This window comes from Variovorax sp. V35 (assembly GCF_041154465.1).
Lineage (GTDB): Bacteria > Pseudomonadota > Gammaproteobacteria > Burkholderiales > Burkholderiaceae_C > Variovorax > Variovorax boronicumulans.
The window spans coordinates 1,594,968-1,612,252 of the sequence record NZ_AP028666.1 but is presented as its reverse complement, the minus strand read 5'-3'; the positions used below and the strand labels follow the sequence as shown (position 1 = coordinate 1,612,252).

Annotated in this window: 6 protein-coding genes and 1 pseudogene; 1 reads left to right on the top strand and 6 read right to left on the bottom strand. The window is 69.9% G+C overall.

Annotated features, from left to right (window positions below; all coding sequences use genetic code 11):
* The 3 genes and pseudogenes from ACAM42_RS07340 to ACAM42_RS07330 form a co-directional block, all read right to left on the bottom strand.
* Positions 1-956, bottom strand: a pseudogene (locus tag ACAM42_RS07340) (ABC transporter permease).
* Entirely contained in the window at positions 953-2,149 is a 1,197-nt protein-coding gene (locus ACAM42_RS07335) for a lactonase family protein (protein ID WP_369631593.1), read from the bottom strand. Before ACAM42_RS07335 ends, ACAM42_RS07340 begins: the two are co-directional and overlap by 4 nt.
* A gap of 91 nt (positions 2,150-2,240) precedes the next feature.
* Entirely contained in the window at positions 2,241-3,815 is a 1,575-nt protein-coding gene (locus ACAM42_RS07330; RefSeq protein WP_139701145.1) for an ABC transporter substrate-binding protein, read from the bottom strand.
* A gap of 193 nt (positions 3,816-4,008) precedes the next feature.
* Between ACAM42_RS07330 and ACAM42_RS07325 the strand changes: the two genes are divergently transcribed.
* A complete protein-coding gene (locus tag ACAM42_RS07325) occupies positions 4,009-4,398 on the top strand; it encodes a RidA family protein (protein ID WP_062473709.1) in 390 nt (129 codons plus the stop codon).
* Here ACAM42_RS07325 and ACAM42_RS07320 read toward each other — a convergent pair whose 3' ends face one another.
* The 3 genes from ACAM42_RS07320 to ACAM42_RS07310 all read right to left on the bottom strand — a co-directional run bounded on the left by ACAM42_RS07320 (position 4,399) and on the right by ACAM42_RS07310 (position 17,203).
* Positions 4,399-5,019: an ATP-dependent Clp protease proteolytic subunit gene (locus ACAM42_RS07320; RefSeq protein ID WP_070059889.1), complete on the bottom strand. Its 621-nt coding sequence runs from the start codon at positions 5,017-5,019 to the stop codon at positions 4,399-4,401.
* A 107-nt stretch (positions 5,020-5,126) separates the two neighbouring features.
* Positions 5,127-5,759, bottom strand: coding sequence for a sigma-70 family RNA polymerase sigma factor (locus ACAM42_RS07315; protein WP_369631592.1), 633 nt, complete (start codon positions 5,757-5,759; stop codon positions 5,127-5,129).
* 20 nt (positions 5,760-5,779) lie between these two features.
* On the bottom strand, positions 5,780-17,203 hold the full coding sequence (locus ACAM42_RS07310) for a filamentous haemagglutinin family protein (RefSeq protein WP_369631591.1): 11,424 nt from the start codon (positions 17,201-17,203) through the stop codon (positions 5,780-5,782).
* Positions 17,204-17,285: the final 82 nt, after the last annotated feature.

The window sequence follows — 17,285 nt, the reverse complement described above, 5'->3', positions numbered from 1 at the left end:
TCAGACCTTCACGCGCGGATCGACCACCGCATACAGCAGGTCGATCGAGAAATTGATGAGCACGTAGATCGCAGCAATCACGAGCAGCGCACCCTGGATGACGGGGTAGTCGCGCCGCAGCACGGCGTTGACCACGAGGTTGCCCACGCCGGGCAGGCCGAACACGGTCTCGGTGATGACGGCGCCGCCGATCATGAGTGCGACCGTGAGGCCGATCACGGTGACGATGGGCACCAGCGCGTTGCGCAGTGCGTGCTTGAGCACGACGACCTTCTCGCTCAGGCCCTTGGAGCGTGCGGTGCGCACGTAGTCTTCGCCGAGCACGTCGAGCATCGAAGCGCGCGTGAAGCGGATGATGAGTGCGGAGTTCAGCAGGCCCAGCACGGTGGCGGCAACACCAGCGCATGCAGCCGTTCGGCGAAGGGGGCATCGGGCGCGCCGTAGCCCGACACCGGGAACCACCCGAAGGACACCGCGAAGACCTGGATCAGCACGATGCCCAGCCAGAAGCTGGGGATGCTCGCGCCCAGCATCGCGATGCCGGTGAAGAACTGGTCGACCACGCGCCCGCGGAACACCGCCGAGACGATGCCGCAGGGCACGCCGATGAGGGCGGCGATGGCCACCGCCAGAAGCGCCAGCAAGGTGGTCGGCTCGGCCCGCTCCCACAGCGCCTGCGTGACCGGGCGCTGCAGGAAGATCGAGGTGCCCAGGTTGCCCTGCAGCACTTCGCGCAGCCAGTAGCCGAACTGCACGGGCAGCGGTTTATCCAGGCCGTAGTCCTTCTGCACGCGGGCGATGTCGGCGGCGGTGGCCTGGTCGCCCAGCAGCACGGAGATCGGGTCGCCCGAAGCTGCGCGCGTGAGCACGAAGACCAGCACGGCCACCAGCGCCAGCACGATGAGCATGCCGCCCGCGCGGGAGGCGATGTAGCGAAGCGATGCGCTCTTGATCATGACGAGAACTCGATGGCGGCGGCGCTGCCGACGGCCACGTACTGGCCGGTGAACTGCACGTCGCCGTTCTTCTTCACGCGGAAGATGGTCACGTTGTCGCCCTGCTTGTTGTGGCACACGTAGAGAAAGCGCCCGCTCGGCTCGAGCGTGCAGCTGCGCGGGTAGTTGCCGCGCGTCCACTCCTCGCGCACCAGCGTGGGCGCGCCGGTGCGCGCATCGACCTTGAAGATCGAGATCGAGTCGTGCAGCCGGTTGAGCGACACGAAGTGCGTGCCGCCCGGCAGCATGCGGATGCCCGAGGCGTAGCTGGTGCCCTTGAAGCCGGCGGGCAGCGCCGAGGTTTCGCTCACCAGCGCGAGCACGCCGGTGGCGCCGTCGTAGCGCAGGAAGGCAATGGTCGAGGCCTCTTCGTTGACGAGGTAGACCCACTTGCCGTTCGGATGGAAGGCGAAGTGGCGCGCGCCCGAGCTTTCGGACACGGCCACCGTGCTCGGCTGGCTCAGCACGCCGGTGGCGCGGTCGAAGCGGTACGAGATGACGCGGTCCAGCCCCAGGTCGGCCACGAGCACGAAGTTGCCGGCCGGGTCGGCCTGCACCATGTGGGCGTGCGGGCCGTCGTGGTCGCTGGTGGCAAAGCCTTCGTGCGAGCGTGCGGCCAGCGGCACCACGTCGGCACCGGGCTTGCAGGGCGTGGCGGCGCCGCAGGCCGCGACGTCCTTGTAGACGACGGCGGCGCGGTCGGTGTCGAAGCTGCCGTCGATGCGCAGCGCGATCACGCTGACGTCGCCACTGGCGTAGTTGGCGGTGAACACGAAGCGGCCGTCGGGATGCACGCTCAGGTGCGCCGGGTCCTTGCCGCCGCAGGGCATCTCGGCCACGAACGACAGCGCGCCGTTCGCGCCGATGCGAAAGGCCGAGACAGAGCCGGCTTCGAACTCGTTGGCGGCGTACAGCATCGGCAGCGTCGGGTGGCGCGCGAGCGAGGCGGGGTTGCGCAGCTTGGCATCGCTGGCCGCGCTCGCCACGGCGGGCGGTGCGCCAGGGATGGGCTTGAGCGCGCCGGTCGCGCCGTCCACCACGAACTGGTGCACGCCCAGGCCGCGCCCGCCGCGCCACGGCTTGCCGCCGTCACTGTAGGTGCCGACGTAGGCGTACACGGGGCCCGAAGTGGTGGCTTGAGCGGTAGTGGCCATGGATGGTTTGAGTCCGAGGGCGCCGAGGCCGGAGGCCAGTGCGCTGACTTGCAGAAGTTGACGACGCGACGGCATGGCGGTGCTTGCGGCCTTACTTGATCTTCGCGTTCCAGAAGAACGGCCAGGTCGCGGGCTGGTAGTTGTCCAGCGCCGGGCTCTTGGCCGAGAGGCCGTTGAACTTGCCGACGTTGATGTAGGGCACTTCGTCGTACACCACCTGCTGCACCTTGCCCCACAGCGCGCCGCGCTTGGCCGGGTCGCTCTCGGTGTTGAAGGCGCTCAGTGCAGCCTTCTTGGCGGGCGAATCCCACCAGCCGGGTGCGCCGTCGCCCAGTTGCGGCGGCGAGAGCATGGGCTCGGGGAACTGGCCCGAGTGGGTCACGTAGATGTCCCACAGCTTCGGGTCGTTGCGGCGTTGCACCAGCGTGGCCCAGTCGACCACGTTGAGGTCGACCTTGAAACCGGCGCGCTTGAGCTGCTCGGCCATCAGCAGCGACATGTTGTAGTGAAAGTCGTACTGGCGGCTGGTGAGCACGCGGATCGGCTCGCCCTTGTAGCCGGCCTTGGCCGCGGCGTCTTTCGCCTTGGTGGCGTTGCGCTGGTTGTAGTGGTCGGCGCCGGCCGCCGAGTAGAACGGCGAGCCCTTGGGGAAGTGGTTGGCCTCGGCCACGAAGAAGCGCGTGTCGCCGAAGCCGGCGGCGAGCATCTCGCCCTGGCCCAGCGCGGTCTGCACGGCCTGGCGCACCGCCGGGTTGGCGGCCACGCCTTCCTTGGTGTTGAGCACGAGGTAGGGGAAGCCGAACGACGGCGTCATGATCGGCAGCGTCTTGCCGCCGGCCTTCTCCAGGCGCGGCAGGGCTTCCACCGGCAGCAGGTCGGCAAAGTCGTACTGGCCGGCCAGCGCGCCCTCGACGCGGGTGCTGGCGTTGGGCACGGGCACGAAGCGCAGCTCTTCGATGGCGGCTTCGCGCTTGCCGCCGTAGCCGCTCGCGGGCTCCTTGCGCGCGGCGTACTTGTCGAAGCGCGTGAGCAGCACGAACTGGTCGGGGCGGCGCTCCTTGAACTTGTAGGGGCCGGTGCCGACGAAGTCCTTCAGCGGTGACGCGATGGAGTCCTTGGCCATGATGGCCGCCATGCCGCTGGGCAGCGCCAGCTGCGACAGCAGCGGTGCGTACGGCGCCTTCAGCACGATTTCCACGCCCAGCGGGCCCTTGGCCTTGAGGCTCTCGATTTCCTTGCCCACGGCCTTGCCGCGCGGCGACTGGTCCATCCACCGCTGCAGGCTGGCGACCACGTCGTCGGCCGTGAGATCGCGCCCGTTGTGCAGCGCCACGCCCTTGCGCAGCGTGATGGCGTAGGTCTTGCCGTCTGCGGAGATCTTCGGCATCGTCTCGGCCAGCATCGGCACCACGTTCCACTTGGCATCGAAGGTGTACAGCGTCTCGTACACGTGCTGCATGATGGTTCCGACCAGGTCGGCCGTGGAGGCCATCGGGTCGAGCGTCTGCGGCTCGGCCACCATCGCCAGCGTGGCGAAGTTGCGCGGGCCCTGCGCGTGGGCGCTGGGGTGAGGCAGTGCGGCACACAGCATCGCGAGCAGGGAAGCTCCCAGCAGGCTGCGCTTCGACAGGCGGGGCAGGCGCTGGACAAGACCGGCGTGAGACATGGAGAACTCCTTCATGGGGCGGACTGATTTATGAAAGAAATTTTCTTTCTAGGCCGAACTCTGAAGCAGACTTCATGCCAAATCATCCGTGTTAACCCTTCTTGAGGGGTTATTCTGAAAAAGTATTTCAAATCAGACGGATACTGCGGCCCTCACCCGACCCACTCAACCCCTCTCACTCACAGGAGTTCCCATGCCCCTCGAATACCTCGGCGCCCCGCCCATCGCCTCCGACCGCCAGGCCCGCCCCTTCTCCCCCGCCGTGCGCGCGGGCGATTTCGTCTACGTGTCGGGCCAGGTGCCCGCCAACGCGCAGGGCGAGATCGTGGCCGGCGGCATCGAGGTGCAGACGCGCCAGGTGATGGAGAACCTCAAGACCGTGCTCGCGCTGGCCGGCGCCACGCTCGACGACGTGTGCAAGAGCACCGTCTGGCTGCACGACGCGCGCGACTTTGGTGCCTTCAACCGCGTCTACATGAGCTACTTCGGTGAAAACAAGCCGGCGCGCTCGACCACCGAGGCGCGCCTCATGGTCGATGCGAAGGTCGAGATCGACGTCGTCGCCTACAAGCCCAAGGCCTGATCAGGCGGGTCGCAACTCGGTCTTGCGCTGCACGATGCGCGAGACCAGCCCGTACTCGACGGCCTCCGTGGCCGACAGCCAGCGGTCGCGCTCGATGTCGGCCAGCACCACATCGATGGGCTTGCCGGTTTCGCGCGCGATCTCGTGCGCGATGCGCTGGCGCGCCTTGATGATTTCCTGCGCCTGGATCGCGATGTCGGTCGCCTGGCCGCCCGCGCCGCCGCTGGGCTGGTGGATCAGGAAGCGCGTGTTGGGCAGGCACACGCGCCGCTCGCGCGGCGCGGCGAGAAACAGGTGCGTGGCGGCGCTACCCACCCAGCCGGTGCCGATCATGTGCACCGGCGCGCTGATGAAGCGCACCACGTCATGGATCGCGTCGCCCGACTCCAGGTGCCCGCCGGGAGAGCTCACGAGGATGTCGATGGGTTTGTCGCCGCTGTCGGCATCGAGCGCGATGAGCCGGCGCGTGACGTCGGCGGCCACACTGTCGGTGATGCTGCCGAAGATCAGCAGCGTGCGCGACTTGAAGGCTTTCTCCTCGAGGTAGGAATTGCGCGGCTCGGCCGTCGCCGCGGGCGGGGTGTCGTCGTCGGTTTCCAGTGTTGAAAACATGGGCTGCATGAAGAAAGCTCCTGTGGTTGAACTGTCTTGACGAACAAGCCCACAGTTTCGTGACATTGCGCCTGCCGTGGCAAGCAGCACCGTGGTGCCACGGTGCCACGTGCCGCTCAGGCGCCCATCCGGGGCGACACCACGGCCCTTCGGGGTGTACCGACGCCGGCCAGCACCGGCCGGCCCGTCATCGCGCCGCAATGGTCGAGCGCCTGGCGCAGGACGGTATCCACGTTGCGCAGCGACAGCCCGTAATGGGAGGCCACCTCCTGGCGTGTCTTCTCCTCGATGCGCAAGGCCTCGAGCACCGCCCGGTGACGCCGCGGCAGGCCCTGCATCGCGCGGTCGACCGAACCGACTTCGGCGCGCACCTCGGCCATGTCCTCGGGCCCGGGCGCGTGGTCGATGGCCGACTCGACGGCGGTGTGCGGGTCGTCCACATAGCGCCATGCCCCCTCGCTGCGCAACCGGTCCATGGCCAGGTTGCAGGCCACGCGATAGACGTAGGCGCTGGGGTTCTCCACGGGTGCGCACACCCGCAGGTGACCCAGCCGCAGCCAGGCGTCGTGCAGGCATTCGCTGGCCATCTCGGCGCACCCGAGATGGCGGGTCAGCTTGCGCCGCAACCCTTCGTAATTGGCGCAGAGAAAAACCTGCAGCGCCAGGCGACGCTGCGCTTCGTCCCGCAGCGCATCGGCCGCCTCGTCGCGCGCCGGTGCTTCCTGTTCGCAAAGGACACTGGGTGCCATGACATGCCGCTCCTGCCCGCCTAGCGGTCCTGCTGCAGGCGACGACGCTCGTCGCTGCTCAGGGCGGCCCAGTGCCTGGGGTCGATCTTGCGGCCCATGCCCACCACCTGCACGGGGTTCTGCGGGTCGTAGTCGACCTGCGCCCCGGATTGCAATCCCGACCGCGGCGCCGGCGCGTCGCGCCCCTCTTGTGCGGGCTCGTTGCCGAAGCCGAGCACGCGCACCGTGAAGACCGACGCCAGCGCCTGCCGCGCGGCCGCGCGCTCGCGCTGCACCGCGTCCTGCGCGGCGGCCGTCGCCTGCGCAGCGGCAGCGCTCGCATTGGTGAGCGCGCCGATGTTCACCGACGCGATCACCGGCAGGCCCTTGGTCTCGCCCTTGACCTGGATGTTGTCCGCGTTGAGCACCTGCAGCGCCGCAATGTTCAGGTTGCCCGCCACGCGCAAGCCCGCATCGCCGGCGTTCACGGTGCCGCGCGGCGCGACCAGGTCGACGTCGCCGTCGCCCACGGTGCCGATGCCGCTGCCGCTCATGTCCGACTTCTCGCGGATCACCGTCACGCCGTCCAGGTCGGTGGACACCTCGGGCGCCGAGGGCACGCGCAAGGTCTTGGCGCCGCGCCCGGCGTCGATGTCGCCGACGGTGGACCAGATGATCTGGTCGCTGCCCTGCTTCGTGACCTCGGGCACGAACGACAGGATGCGCGACTGGTTCACGGTGACGTCGTTCCGGGCCGCAATGCCGATGTGCCCCGACGCCAGCGTCACCAGCCCGTAGCCGGCCGGCACCGCGGCGCCCAGCGCCGCCACCTGCAGGCCGCCGCCGGGCGTGAGCACGTCGATGTCGCCGCCGGCCATGGTGCGCAGCATCAGCTTGTTGGCCGCGACGTCGCCCTTCCATGTGTCGCCCGGGAACAGCGTCTCGATGGCCGTGTAGCCGCGGTTGTAGCCGCCGTTGCGCGGCAGGCCGCCGGTGCCCGGTTCGTTCTGGTCGCGCCCGGCTTCGCGCAGTTCGAGCAGGTAGACCTGCCGCAGGAACTGCTGCTGCGCGAGCTGGGGCAGTTTCTGGAAGCGCGCCCAGGCTTCGAGCGGCTCCAGCTTTTCGCCGGTCATGTCCGACATGAACGAGACGAGGCCGCGGCGCACGGTTTTTTCCTGCCCGCCTGCGCGCGTTTCGACCTGGTCCACCAGGTAGATGGGCAGCACGCTGCCGTCCGCGCCCCGGGTCTTCAGGTAGTCGGGCATGGACGCGACCTTCGACGGATCGAGGTAGGCGGCCGTGAACGCGTCGTAGCCCACGGCGTGGTTCAGCCCGGCCATGGCGGTGATGGCGGCGCCGTGTTCCGGCAGGCCCTTGACCTGCGTCTCGGGCAGCGCGCGGTTGTTCCTGTCGTAGCGCTGGTTGCCCAGCGTCTGCACCTGCAGGTTGTCGGCGTACAGGTCGCGGCCGGCGGCCAGCACCAGCGTGCCGGGGCCCTGGATCTCGATGTTGCCGGTCAGGCCCACCGAGAGATCGTTGTTCGTGTCCAGCCGCGCCGTGCTCTGCATCGCCAGGATGTCGTTGCCCGCCTCCAGCAGCGTGACGTCGGACCCACGCAGGTTGCGGCCCGCCAGCCGCAGGCCGCGGATGTCGGTGCCCGCGCGCACCCAGGTCTGCTCGTTGGCCTTCACGTCGAGCCCCACGATGGAGCCCTGCGATGCATAGATGCGACTGGGCTCGAAGTCGTTGGCCAGCGGCAGCACCTCGGGGTTGTTCACGGTGCGCAGGTACGTGTTGTTGACCGGCGAGGCCAGTGCCCGCTCGATCAGGTTGTCGAGCATGTCCTCCATGTTCATCTGGCTGAACGGCGAGCCCGCGCCGGCCGGCATGTAGCCCGTGGGCATCATCGCGGGCGTGGCGTAGGCCATGACGAGCGGCGCGTCGAAGCGGATGTCGTTCTTCGCGACCACTCGCACGTCGTTGGTGGTGCCCGGCAGCACGTACAGCGGCCCGTCGATGGCAATGCCCCCGTTCAGGGCGGCCGCCGAAAAGCGCGCCGGATACCGGTTGCCGCCGAAGCCCACCAGCGTGTCCTTCTCGACCCAGCGCAGCAGCAGGTCGCGGAAGATGAACTCGATCCGGTTCACGAAGGTGATGTTGCCGCCGGTCGACACCAGCCGGAGCGCGCTGCGGTCGGTGTAGCCGCTCATGTAGGCGCCGTAGTTCAGCACCTGGCCGTCGCCTCGCAGGCCCTCGCCGTAGGTCACCAGCAGCGGATCGACCACCGTCTGCAGGCGCAGGTCACCGGCCGTGCGCAGGCTCAGCGTGGCGTCGCCCAGCGCGAGGATCGGCGCCACGGTGTAGCTGCTCTTCGTCAAGCCGCCGCCGCTGTCGTCGCGGGTTATCGTCACCGTGTGGCCGACCGCCGTTTCGCCGGCGCGGATGTCGCCCGCGCCGCGCGCCACGTAGTACTGGCCGCCGCGGATCGCGCCGCCGGCCTGCACCGACATGGCGCCGCCGTTGCGCATTTCCATGGCCATGGCCTCGCTGGCGGAGCGGCCGCCGCGCATGCGCATGTGGGTCGGCAAGGCGACCAGCAGGTTGCGCAGGTCGCCGCCGGCTTCCACGCTGACGTTGCCGCCGCCCATCGCGCCCACGCCCTGCTGGAAGCGCCCGTAGTCGATCCACCAGCTCGACTGCTCGGGCGCGTGAATGACGGGGCCGTAGACGCCGTCGGGGTTCCAGCCGTTTTCGCCGTTGGTGTATTCGCCGAAGAAGCGCTTTTCATTGAGCGTGCCCTGCCGGTTGAGCCATTCGGTGAAGTGCTGGCCCGACGGCGCGGCCTCGATGCTGCCCTGCGCGCCGATGGCGAGGTTGCCGCCTTCCACGCCGTAGCTGGCGTTCGGGTTGGCGGTGGTGAAGTCGCTCCACACCGTCGTGTCCTTGCGCCCGGCGGTGTAGATCACCGATTCCTTGTGCGCTAGCGTGAGGTCGCGGCCCGCGCGCACTTCGAGGTCGCCGGTGCCGGTGCGCACGAGCTTGCCCGCGCCGTTGTCAGGCTTCGGGTCGCTGTCGGTGGGCACGGCGGTGTTGGCCGTGCCCACGGTGATCGACCCCTTGCCTGCGGCCTGTGCCGCGAGCGGCTTGAGCGCCATCGCATCGGCCGAGGCCAGCTCGCCGCCGGCCACCAGCCGCAGGTTCCACGACGGGCCCGCCTGCAGCCGGCCGCTGCGGTCGGCCGCGTCGAAGCCATCGCTCAGGTGGCCGTTGATGGCGAGGTTGCCGCCCGCGCGCAAGGTCAGCGTGCCTTCGCGCGCGCCGGAGAAATCGCTGAAAAGATTCCAGTCGCTGTTCAACGCGAGGTCGCCCGCGCTGCGGACCTCGATGCCGGGCATCACGGCCAGCCCGGTGCCCAGCCGTGCCGCCACCCCGCCCGATGCGGCCCTGAAACGCGCGGCATCGGCAATGGCGTCGGGCTTGACCGAATCGACCGTGGCGCCGTCGTAGGCCTTCACGTCGTAGACGCTCACGCCTTCGAGCACCGCCGAGCGCGCGCCGTTCACGGCAACGTTCAGCGCGCCGACCGCGACGTCGTCGTGCGTGGCGTTCTGCTGCGCGCGCAGGCGCACCTTGCCGCCTTCGTTGCCGGCCACGTCGATCAGGCCGCCTTGCAGGTTGAGCTGCCCGCCCGCCGCTTCGAGCGTGACGCGGCCGTTGCCCAGGCTGCCGGTGGCACCGGCGAGCAACTGCGCGCCGGCCTGCATTGCCACGCCGTTGCCGGCGGTGATGCGAATGGCGCCGCCGTAGGCCGAGCGCGCATCCACCGTGCCCGAGATGTCGATGCTGCCCCGGTCCGCCGTGAGGCCGAAGTCTTCCACCTGCGTGAAGCCGCCCAGTGCCACGTTGCCCTGGCGGATGCGGAACTGGCGCGAGCGGTTGAAGCCGGCGTCGTTCAGCCGCTGGCTCACGCCGGCGAAATCGGGCAGCGCCTCGATGTCGAGCGCGAAGCTGCCGGCCTTGCCGCCATTGCCTCCCGCCTGCGCCGCGATCAGGCCGTCGAGCACCACCGTGCCGCCCTGCGATGCCGCAAGGCTCAGCGTGCCGGCGTCGCCGCCCCTCGGGTGGGCGGCCAGGTCGAGCCGGCTGCCGGCCTCCAGCCGCACGTCGCCGCCCACCGCCGACAGGCCGATGCGGCCCGCGTCCGCGTATTCGGCCACGTCGAAGAAATGCTTGGCGGAGCCGCTCACGTCGATGGTGGCGCCGCGCGCCACGACCAGGCTGCCGCCGGTCGCCGTCATGTCGATGCTGCCGCCCCGCGCCACCGCCCGGCCGTCGAAGGCAATGCTGCGCCCGCTGAGGGCCAGGCGCAGGCCCAGGCTTTCCTGAGGGTCGAACGACGAGGGCTCGCCTTGCGCCGAAGCAACCACCTGCAAGGCGCCGCCCGTGGCAATCGACTGCGCCGCACCGCCGCGGCCGGTCAGCAGCGGCGTGTTCAGCGTGAGCGGCGATGCGCCCGTGTCGATGCCGCCCGCCCCCTCGCCGACGATCACGTTGCGGCCCGCCAGCGTCACCGCGCCGAAGCCCGAGAACGTCTTCTGGCCCGCGCCCAGCACCAGCGTGGCCGCGTCCAGCGTGAAGCCGCCGGCACCGCCGGCGGCGGGCACGCCGGTGCCGCCCCCGCCGCTGTTGACGAGCGCGATGCTGTCGCCCTTGATCGTCACGTCGCCCGCGCCGCGGCCCACGAATGCGCCGCCGTCGAAGGTCAGCGATTTCAGGCCCGCCGCGCCCAGGTCGAGCGAGCTGTAGAAGTCGAAGTCGGTGTAGCTGCGCAGCGTCAGGTGCGTCGAACGGCCCAGCTGCGCAAGCGCGCCGCTGTCCAGCACCATGCCTTCGGTGCCGCCGCCGAAGCCGATGCGGCCTGCCGCCACCGACAGGTCGGTGCCCGCGATCTGTGCCGAGGCCGCCAGTTCCGTCGTGCGCGTGGCGTCGATCAGCAAGGCCGCATCGCCGTTGACGATGGCACCCGCACCGATGGAAACCAGCCCGCCGCGCGAGGTGTCCACGCCCTGGCGGATGACCTTGACCGCGTCGCCGGTGGCCACGCGCACCAGCGCGCCCCAGTCCCTGGCGGCCGAGACGAGCACGTCGTCCACCGCGTCCTTGGCGTCGATCACGCCATCGAAGTTGTCGTCCAGGTTGCCGTCCGGGTCGGCGTAGACCGCCGCCACCCGCGGCTTCATGACCAGGTTGCCCGCGCCGCGCCCGCCCGCGCCCTTCGCGCTCACACGGCTTCCGCCTTCGATGGCCACCTTGTCGCTGGCGGCCAGGATGATCTCGGGGCCGAACAGTTCGGAGCCGTCGTTGTTGCGCACCACGATGTCGGTCGCGGTCACGTCCAGTTCCAGGCCGAGCGCGTTGCCTTTGCGCTTGCCGCCCACCAGCAGGCTGCCCGCGCCGAAGTTCGACAGGCTCGCCGCATCGATGACGAGGTAGCCGTCGGCCTGCAGGCTGGCGCTGTCCTGCCCGCTGCCGACGATGGCGATCTTCTTGCCGGCAATGTCCACCAGCCCGCCGCGCCCGCCCTCGTCGGGTGCCGAGCGCAGCGTGCCGTCCAGCACCAGCCGGCGGCCGGCGTCGAACACCACCGCGCCGCCGTCGCGCGGCAGGCGCGGCGTGACGACGTTCTGGCCGGTCAGGCGGTACTGCGTGAGCTTGAAGGCCTCGGACGAGAAGAAGTCGTTGGCCGTGGCCTCGTTGTATTCGGAGTAGCGCCGCAGCACGGCGCCGGACATCACGCGCCAGGCCGATGCCTGCGCGTCCTGGTTGCCGCCGTAAGCGTTGCCGGCCTTGCCCTGCATGACCAGGCTGCCGTCCGGTGCGCGGGTGGCGGGCGCGAGTGCGCCGCCCCAGGCCTTGCCCGTTGCCTGCACCGCGAAGGCACCGGGCAGCAGCGCATAGCGCGCGGGCAGCAGCGTGTACCAGCCGGCCGCCAGACCGGGGCCCCCGGCGAGCCAGACACGCTGGCCCGCCGCGGCACCGCCAGCGGGCGCCGCGCCGGCCTGCCCCGGCAGGATCGCGTACATGCCGGGCATGTTCAGCATGTCGTGCGAGCCGCCCGGGCCCGGCACGAATTCGGAGGCATGCAGGTCGCCGCCGCCCGCGATGTCCACCACCGCGCCACGCGCCAGCGCCACGTCGGGCGACTTCATGGTGATGCGTTTCTCAGGCGGCGCGACCAGCGAGCCAGTCGACGGATTGGTGGGATCGACCGCCTTCGACGGGTCGTGCCAGTGCTCGTTGTTGGACAGCGTGCCAAAGGGCACGGTCATTCCGGCGCCCGACACCGAGGTGAGGCTACCCGCGCCCAGCGACAGGCGCTCGCCGGCGTTCAGCTCGATCTGGCCGAAGGGCGCGCGCAGCACACCGTTCTGCGCGATCACCGGTGCTTCCAGGCGCAGGCTGCCGCCGGCCGACAGCGGCGCGCTGCCGGCATCGCCCAGGCGCTCGACGGTGATGGAATCGCCGGCGCGGATCACGCCGGTCATCGCGGTGGTCGGGTACACCTGGCCGGCGTTCAGCACCAGTTGCCCGTCCACGTCCAGGTTGACCTGCAGCCGGGTTTCTTCGTTGATCGGCGAAGGCAGCGCGCCGCCCATGCGGATCTCTCCGGCTTCGAGCACCGAGCGGCCGAAGCCGCCGATGCGCACGGCACCGGCCTGGAACTGGGTCGGGTCTTCCGATGCCGAGATGTCGATCAGCGAGCCGGCCACGGTGAGCTGCCCCGCCCCCGCCAACGATACCGGCGCTTCAGGCGAGGCGGCAGGCACGGCCGACAGCACGATGCGTGGCGCGCGCAGCGACGACGACGTGCCCGCGTGCCCGACGATCGGCCCCTGCAGCAAGATCGAGCGGCCCAGCGCGAGGTTCGCGTTGTCCAGGCGAATCGCGCCCTGTGTCGCATTCACCAGCGAGAGGTCGGCAAAGCCGCCGTCCTTGAAGGCCTGCGGACGCACCGTCAGCGTGGACACCTGGCCGGGCTTGTTCAGCAGGTCGCGCAGCAGGTCGCTCGAAAAGAGCGCGTCGCGGAACAGGTCCAGCGCCTGCGGCGTCAGGCCGAACTGCGCCGCATCGAGCGCACCGTTTGCGCCGGGCAGGCCCAGCCGGTCGGACACCACCAACTCCTTCACGTCCGCCAGCTTCGCGAGCAGGGCCGACGACAGGATCATCGGCCCGTCGATCTCGTAGCCGTAGCTGCGCAGGCCGGGCGCCCAGTCGTAGTCCACGCCCTGCCGCCAGTCGCTGCACACGCCGTCCACCGCCAGGCCCACGCAGTCCGGGTCTTGCAGCACGCGTTGCAGTTGCTCCAGCGGCGAGCCTGTCGGGCCCGATGTCGCGGTCATGTTCAGGCGGATGCGCCCGCCGATGCCGTTGGGCCCGCCCGCCTTGCCCACCATCGTGCTTTCGATCAGGCCCTTGCCCGTGATTTCGATCAGGCCGCCGTTGCTGTCCAGCCGGATCTCCGGTGCGGGCCGGTGCACGCGCGTGCCCGAGGGGCCGGCATCGGGCACGCCGTCGATCGTGCCGGTGGCGCCCGACACGTCGATGAGCGCATCTTTCTCCAGCCGCATGTCGCCCGCCAAGATGCTCACCGTGCCGCCGTCGCGCACCTCGCCCACGCGGCGGCCGCTGCTGCTGTCGATGCGGATCAGCGGCACGCCGCGCGCCAGCAGTTCGGCGCCGGCTTCGAGGACCACCGTGGCGCCGCTCAGCCCGATGCGGCCCGCCGGCGCGTCCAGGCGCCCGGAGACCGTCAGCACGCCCAGTTCGCTGCCGGCGTTCAGCGACAGGCTGCCGCCGGTGTCAGTGCGCACGCTGGCGCCCCGCGCAATGCGGACCGGACCGTTCTCGGTGCCGAGCGACAGCGCCGTGGGGTTTCGCGCCGCGCGCTCGTCGGGCCGCAGCACGCCCAGGGGCGCTGCCTCGGCCAGGTTGCGGCCGCTCGGCAGATCGCGCCAGGCGAAGTTGTTCAGGTCGATGCTCGTGGCCTGCTGCGACACCGACACGCCTTCGGGCACCACGATGCCCTTGCCTTCGCCGCGCACCGAGACCGTGACGTTGCCGAACCCGCGCTCGCCGAAGAGCGTGGGCGGCAGCATCACCACCGAAGAGGCCGAGGGCGCGCCGGCATCGTCCGGCGGCGAAACGGGCGGCACGCCACCGATCTGCACCGCCGAGGCGGTCTGGATCGACAGGCTGCCCCCCGAGCCCGCTGCATGGGCGCGCATGTTCAGTGCGTTCAGGTCGAGGTCGGGCGTCACGCCGGCCAGCAAAATGGACCCCGCATTGCCCACGCGCAGCGTCGGCAGGCCCTGCTTGCCGGGGTCCGTGCGGCCACCGCCCGACACGTCGAGCACGGCATCCTTGTGGGCCACGATCTTTCCGGCAATCACCGTGACCGCGCCGCCGTCCAGCGCCCAGGCGCCGCGCAGTGCGCCGTCGCGCCAGGTGTTGATCCACTGGCCGCTGGCGTCCAGCCGGCCCTGCTCGCCGAGCTCCACTTTTCCGTAGGCCGACGAAAGCCCGATCTGCCCGCCCGGCACGCGGATCAGTCCGTTGATGCGGATGTCGTTGGTCGAGCCTTCGGTGCCGGCCACCGAGAGCGACGCGCCCGGCGAGAGGTTCAGCGCGGCACCGCTCGCAAGCTCGAAGTCGCCGTTGATGTGGTTCAGCACGATGCTGCCCATGCCCGAATTGCTGAGCAAGTCGTCCGACAGGAAGGTGAGCTTGCGCGACTTCTGCTCGCCCGGCTTCAACTGCACATAGAAGTCGTCGCCGAGCTTCGTGTTCGCATCGAAGTCCTGCGCGAGCCGCTTCGGGTCGTGGCTGACGATGATGGTGCCCGGCGACCACGGCCGGCCATCCGGCGAGTTCTCGCCCAGCTGCAGCCGGCCGCCCTTGTTGCCGCCCGGGTTCTTCGACTGGCGCTCGCCCACCACCACGCCGCCCAGCATGTCGCCCTCGAGCACCATGGTGTCGCCCGCGTAGATCTGCACGGCGCCGGCCTTGCGCCCTTCGGTGTAGCCGGCTTCCTTGTAGTCGGCACCGATGAGCGGTGTGCGCCACGTGGTCTTCACGCCCCAGCGCGCATGCTGGTGGGTGAACTCGCCCGCGATGCCGGTGTAGTCGGTGTCGGACATGGCCCGGTCCATGGTGTGCACGCGGCCGTCGGCGCCCATGAGCTTGGTCGCGGTGTTCATGCCGTCGGTGTAGCGCACCGAGCCGCCGGACACGTCCAGCATCGATCCCGTGCGCGTGATCACCGAGCCGCCCGAGCGCATCTCGATGCTGCCCGCGTTGGCCGAAAGCTCGCCCAGGTCGGTCTTGCCCACGCCCACCCAGCCGCTCACGTCGCCCAGCGGCGTGCCCACCCAGGCACCGGGAATGTAGGTGGCGCCGTCAGGGCCCAGCACCCATTGCACGCCCGCCATCGGGCCGTCCTTGAACACGCCGCTCACGCGCCGGTCGACGATCACCTTCTTGCCACGCACCCACGCGTCGAGCTGCATGGGTGAGTCGCGCAGTTCGTTGATGCGCAGTTCGGCCTCGATGAAGTTACGCGACATGGCCACCTGCATGCCCTGCAGGCCGGCCACGCTGAGGAAGGCCTCGTTGTCCACGTAGATGCGGCTCGCGTCGCGCAGGCTGCCGGGCTTGAAATACGGGAACAGCGTGAACATCGGATTGACCGCCGACTCGAGCTTGATGGTTCCCGCCGGCACCAGCACGCCGGCCTTCGAGCGGATGTCGATCAGTTGCCCGTACAGGCTCACGCGGCCCGGTTGGTAGCGCGTGGCAAGCGCCGACGCCTCGATCTCGCTCGTGTCCGAGGTGTCGGGCAATACCTGCGAAATGCTGCCCTCGCCCAGCGTGAGCGTGCCGGCCGACCAGTTGATCAGGTCGTTCACGCCATCGGCGTACATGTGCGAGCCCAGGCCCCAGGCGCGCAGCAGGATGGAGCCGTTGCGGTTGTTCAACGCGGTGGTTGCACTGAGCACGCCCGACTGCCGCACGTCCTGCGCCTGCAGGGTGATGTTGCCGCGGTCGGCCTGCACGGTGCCGGTGTTGACCACCTCGTAGCCGACCGCCTTGGCGCGCGCGGCCATTTCGGGCATGACGACATCGCGCAGGCCGGCGACGAAGTTGGCGTCGGCATAGACCGGCGAGAGCTTGAGCGCGCCCCACACCTGCCCGCCGGTGAAAGCCCAACCGGGCACTGCCGAAGCGGCCACGTCCAGGCCGCGGGGCGCGTTCGGGTCCTGCGTCGATGGCGTCTTCAGGTAGATGTTCTCGCCGGCCGCGAGGATGACCTGGCCGTCGGGCGCCGAGATGCGGCCCGCGTTGCGCACCTTGGGCGCGAACAGCATGACCTTGCCGCCGCTGTTCGCCGCCAGCTGCGCACCTGCGTCGACACGCACTTCGCCGGGCGCCGCGCCGGGAACGAAGCGGTCCACGTCGCCCATCTTGTCGGGCGCGCCGCCGACGCCGGGCTTGAAACCCGCGTCGCCGTAGATCAGGGGCCGCTCGGAGGTGAACTCGCCGAACTGCGGAATCGGGAAATCGTTGCCCTGGTTGGTGAGCACCTGCGGGTTGTTGATGCCCAGCTTGAACTGCTTGTCCGACAGCGCAAGGCTGGACGCGACCAGCGAGCGCGTGTCGACCTGGCTGGAGCCGGTGAAGACGATGCCGTTGCGGTTGACCAGGTACACCGAGCCGTCGGCCTTGATCTGCCCCGCAATCTGGCTGGGTCGGCCGCTCGGGTCGTTGATGCGGTTCAGCGCGATCCATGCGTTGGTGCCGTCGGGCTTGGCGCCGCCCTTCTGGTCGAACTGCACCGTGGTGTGCTTCCCGACGTTGAAGCTCTCCCAGTTCAGGATCGCCTTGTCGTCGGTCTGCTCGATGCCGACCACGGTGCGGCCGCCCGCCGCGGTCTGCACCGGCGCCCTGGCGTTGAGCCAGCCTGCGGTGAGGCTGTTCGTATCGACCTTGAGCCCGCCGTCGGCCAGGCCGTCGGGGATGTCCGAGCCCCCGTTCGATGCGGCCTCGCGTGCGGCCGCCTGCGCCGCCTGTTGCGCGGCAATGGAACGCGCCGCCATGTTCAGGTTGCCCATGGCGCGCTGCAACTGTTCGCCGGCCTTGCGTTGCTCCAGCGGGTTGGTCAGCATCGATGCCGGCATGCCGTTGGGCAGGCGGCCCGTCGCCGAGGCGGTGTTCTGCACCGCGCTCTTGTTGGCGAACCAGGCGCCGCTGAAGGCCTGCTGGGCCTGGGCATCGAGCACCAGTGCGCCGTTGGCCGCCAGCGTCATGGCAATGGCGCGCGCGATCGGCGCCATGCGAAAGCGCCGCGCCTGCCGCCGGTTGCGCGCCTTCGTTGCGTGGATCGGTGTGAGGGGCCCGCGTGTGCTCATGAGTCGTTTCCGCCGGAAAGTTGAGTCGATGCACTACGACGAACGGGCGCCCCACGACCCCGCAACTTATTTTTCAGGCCGC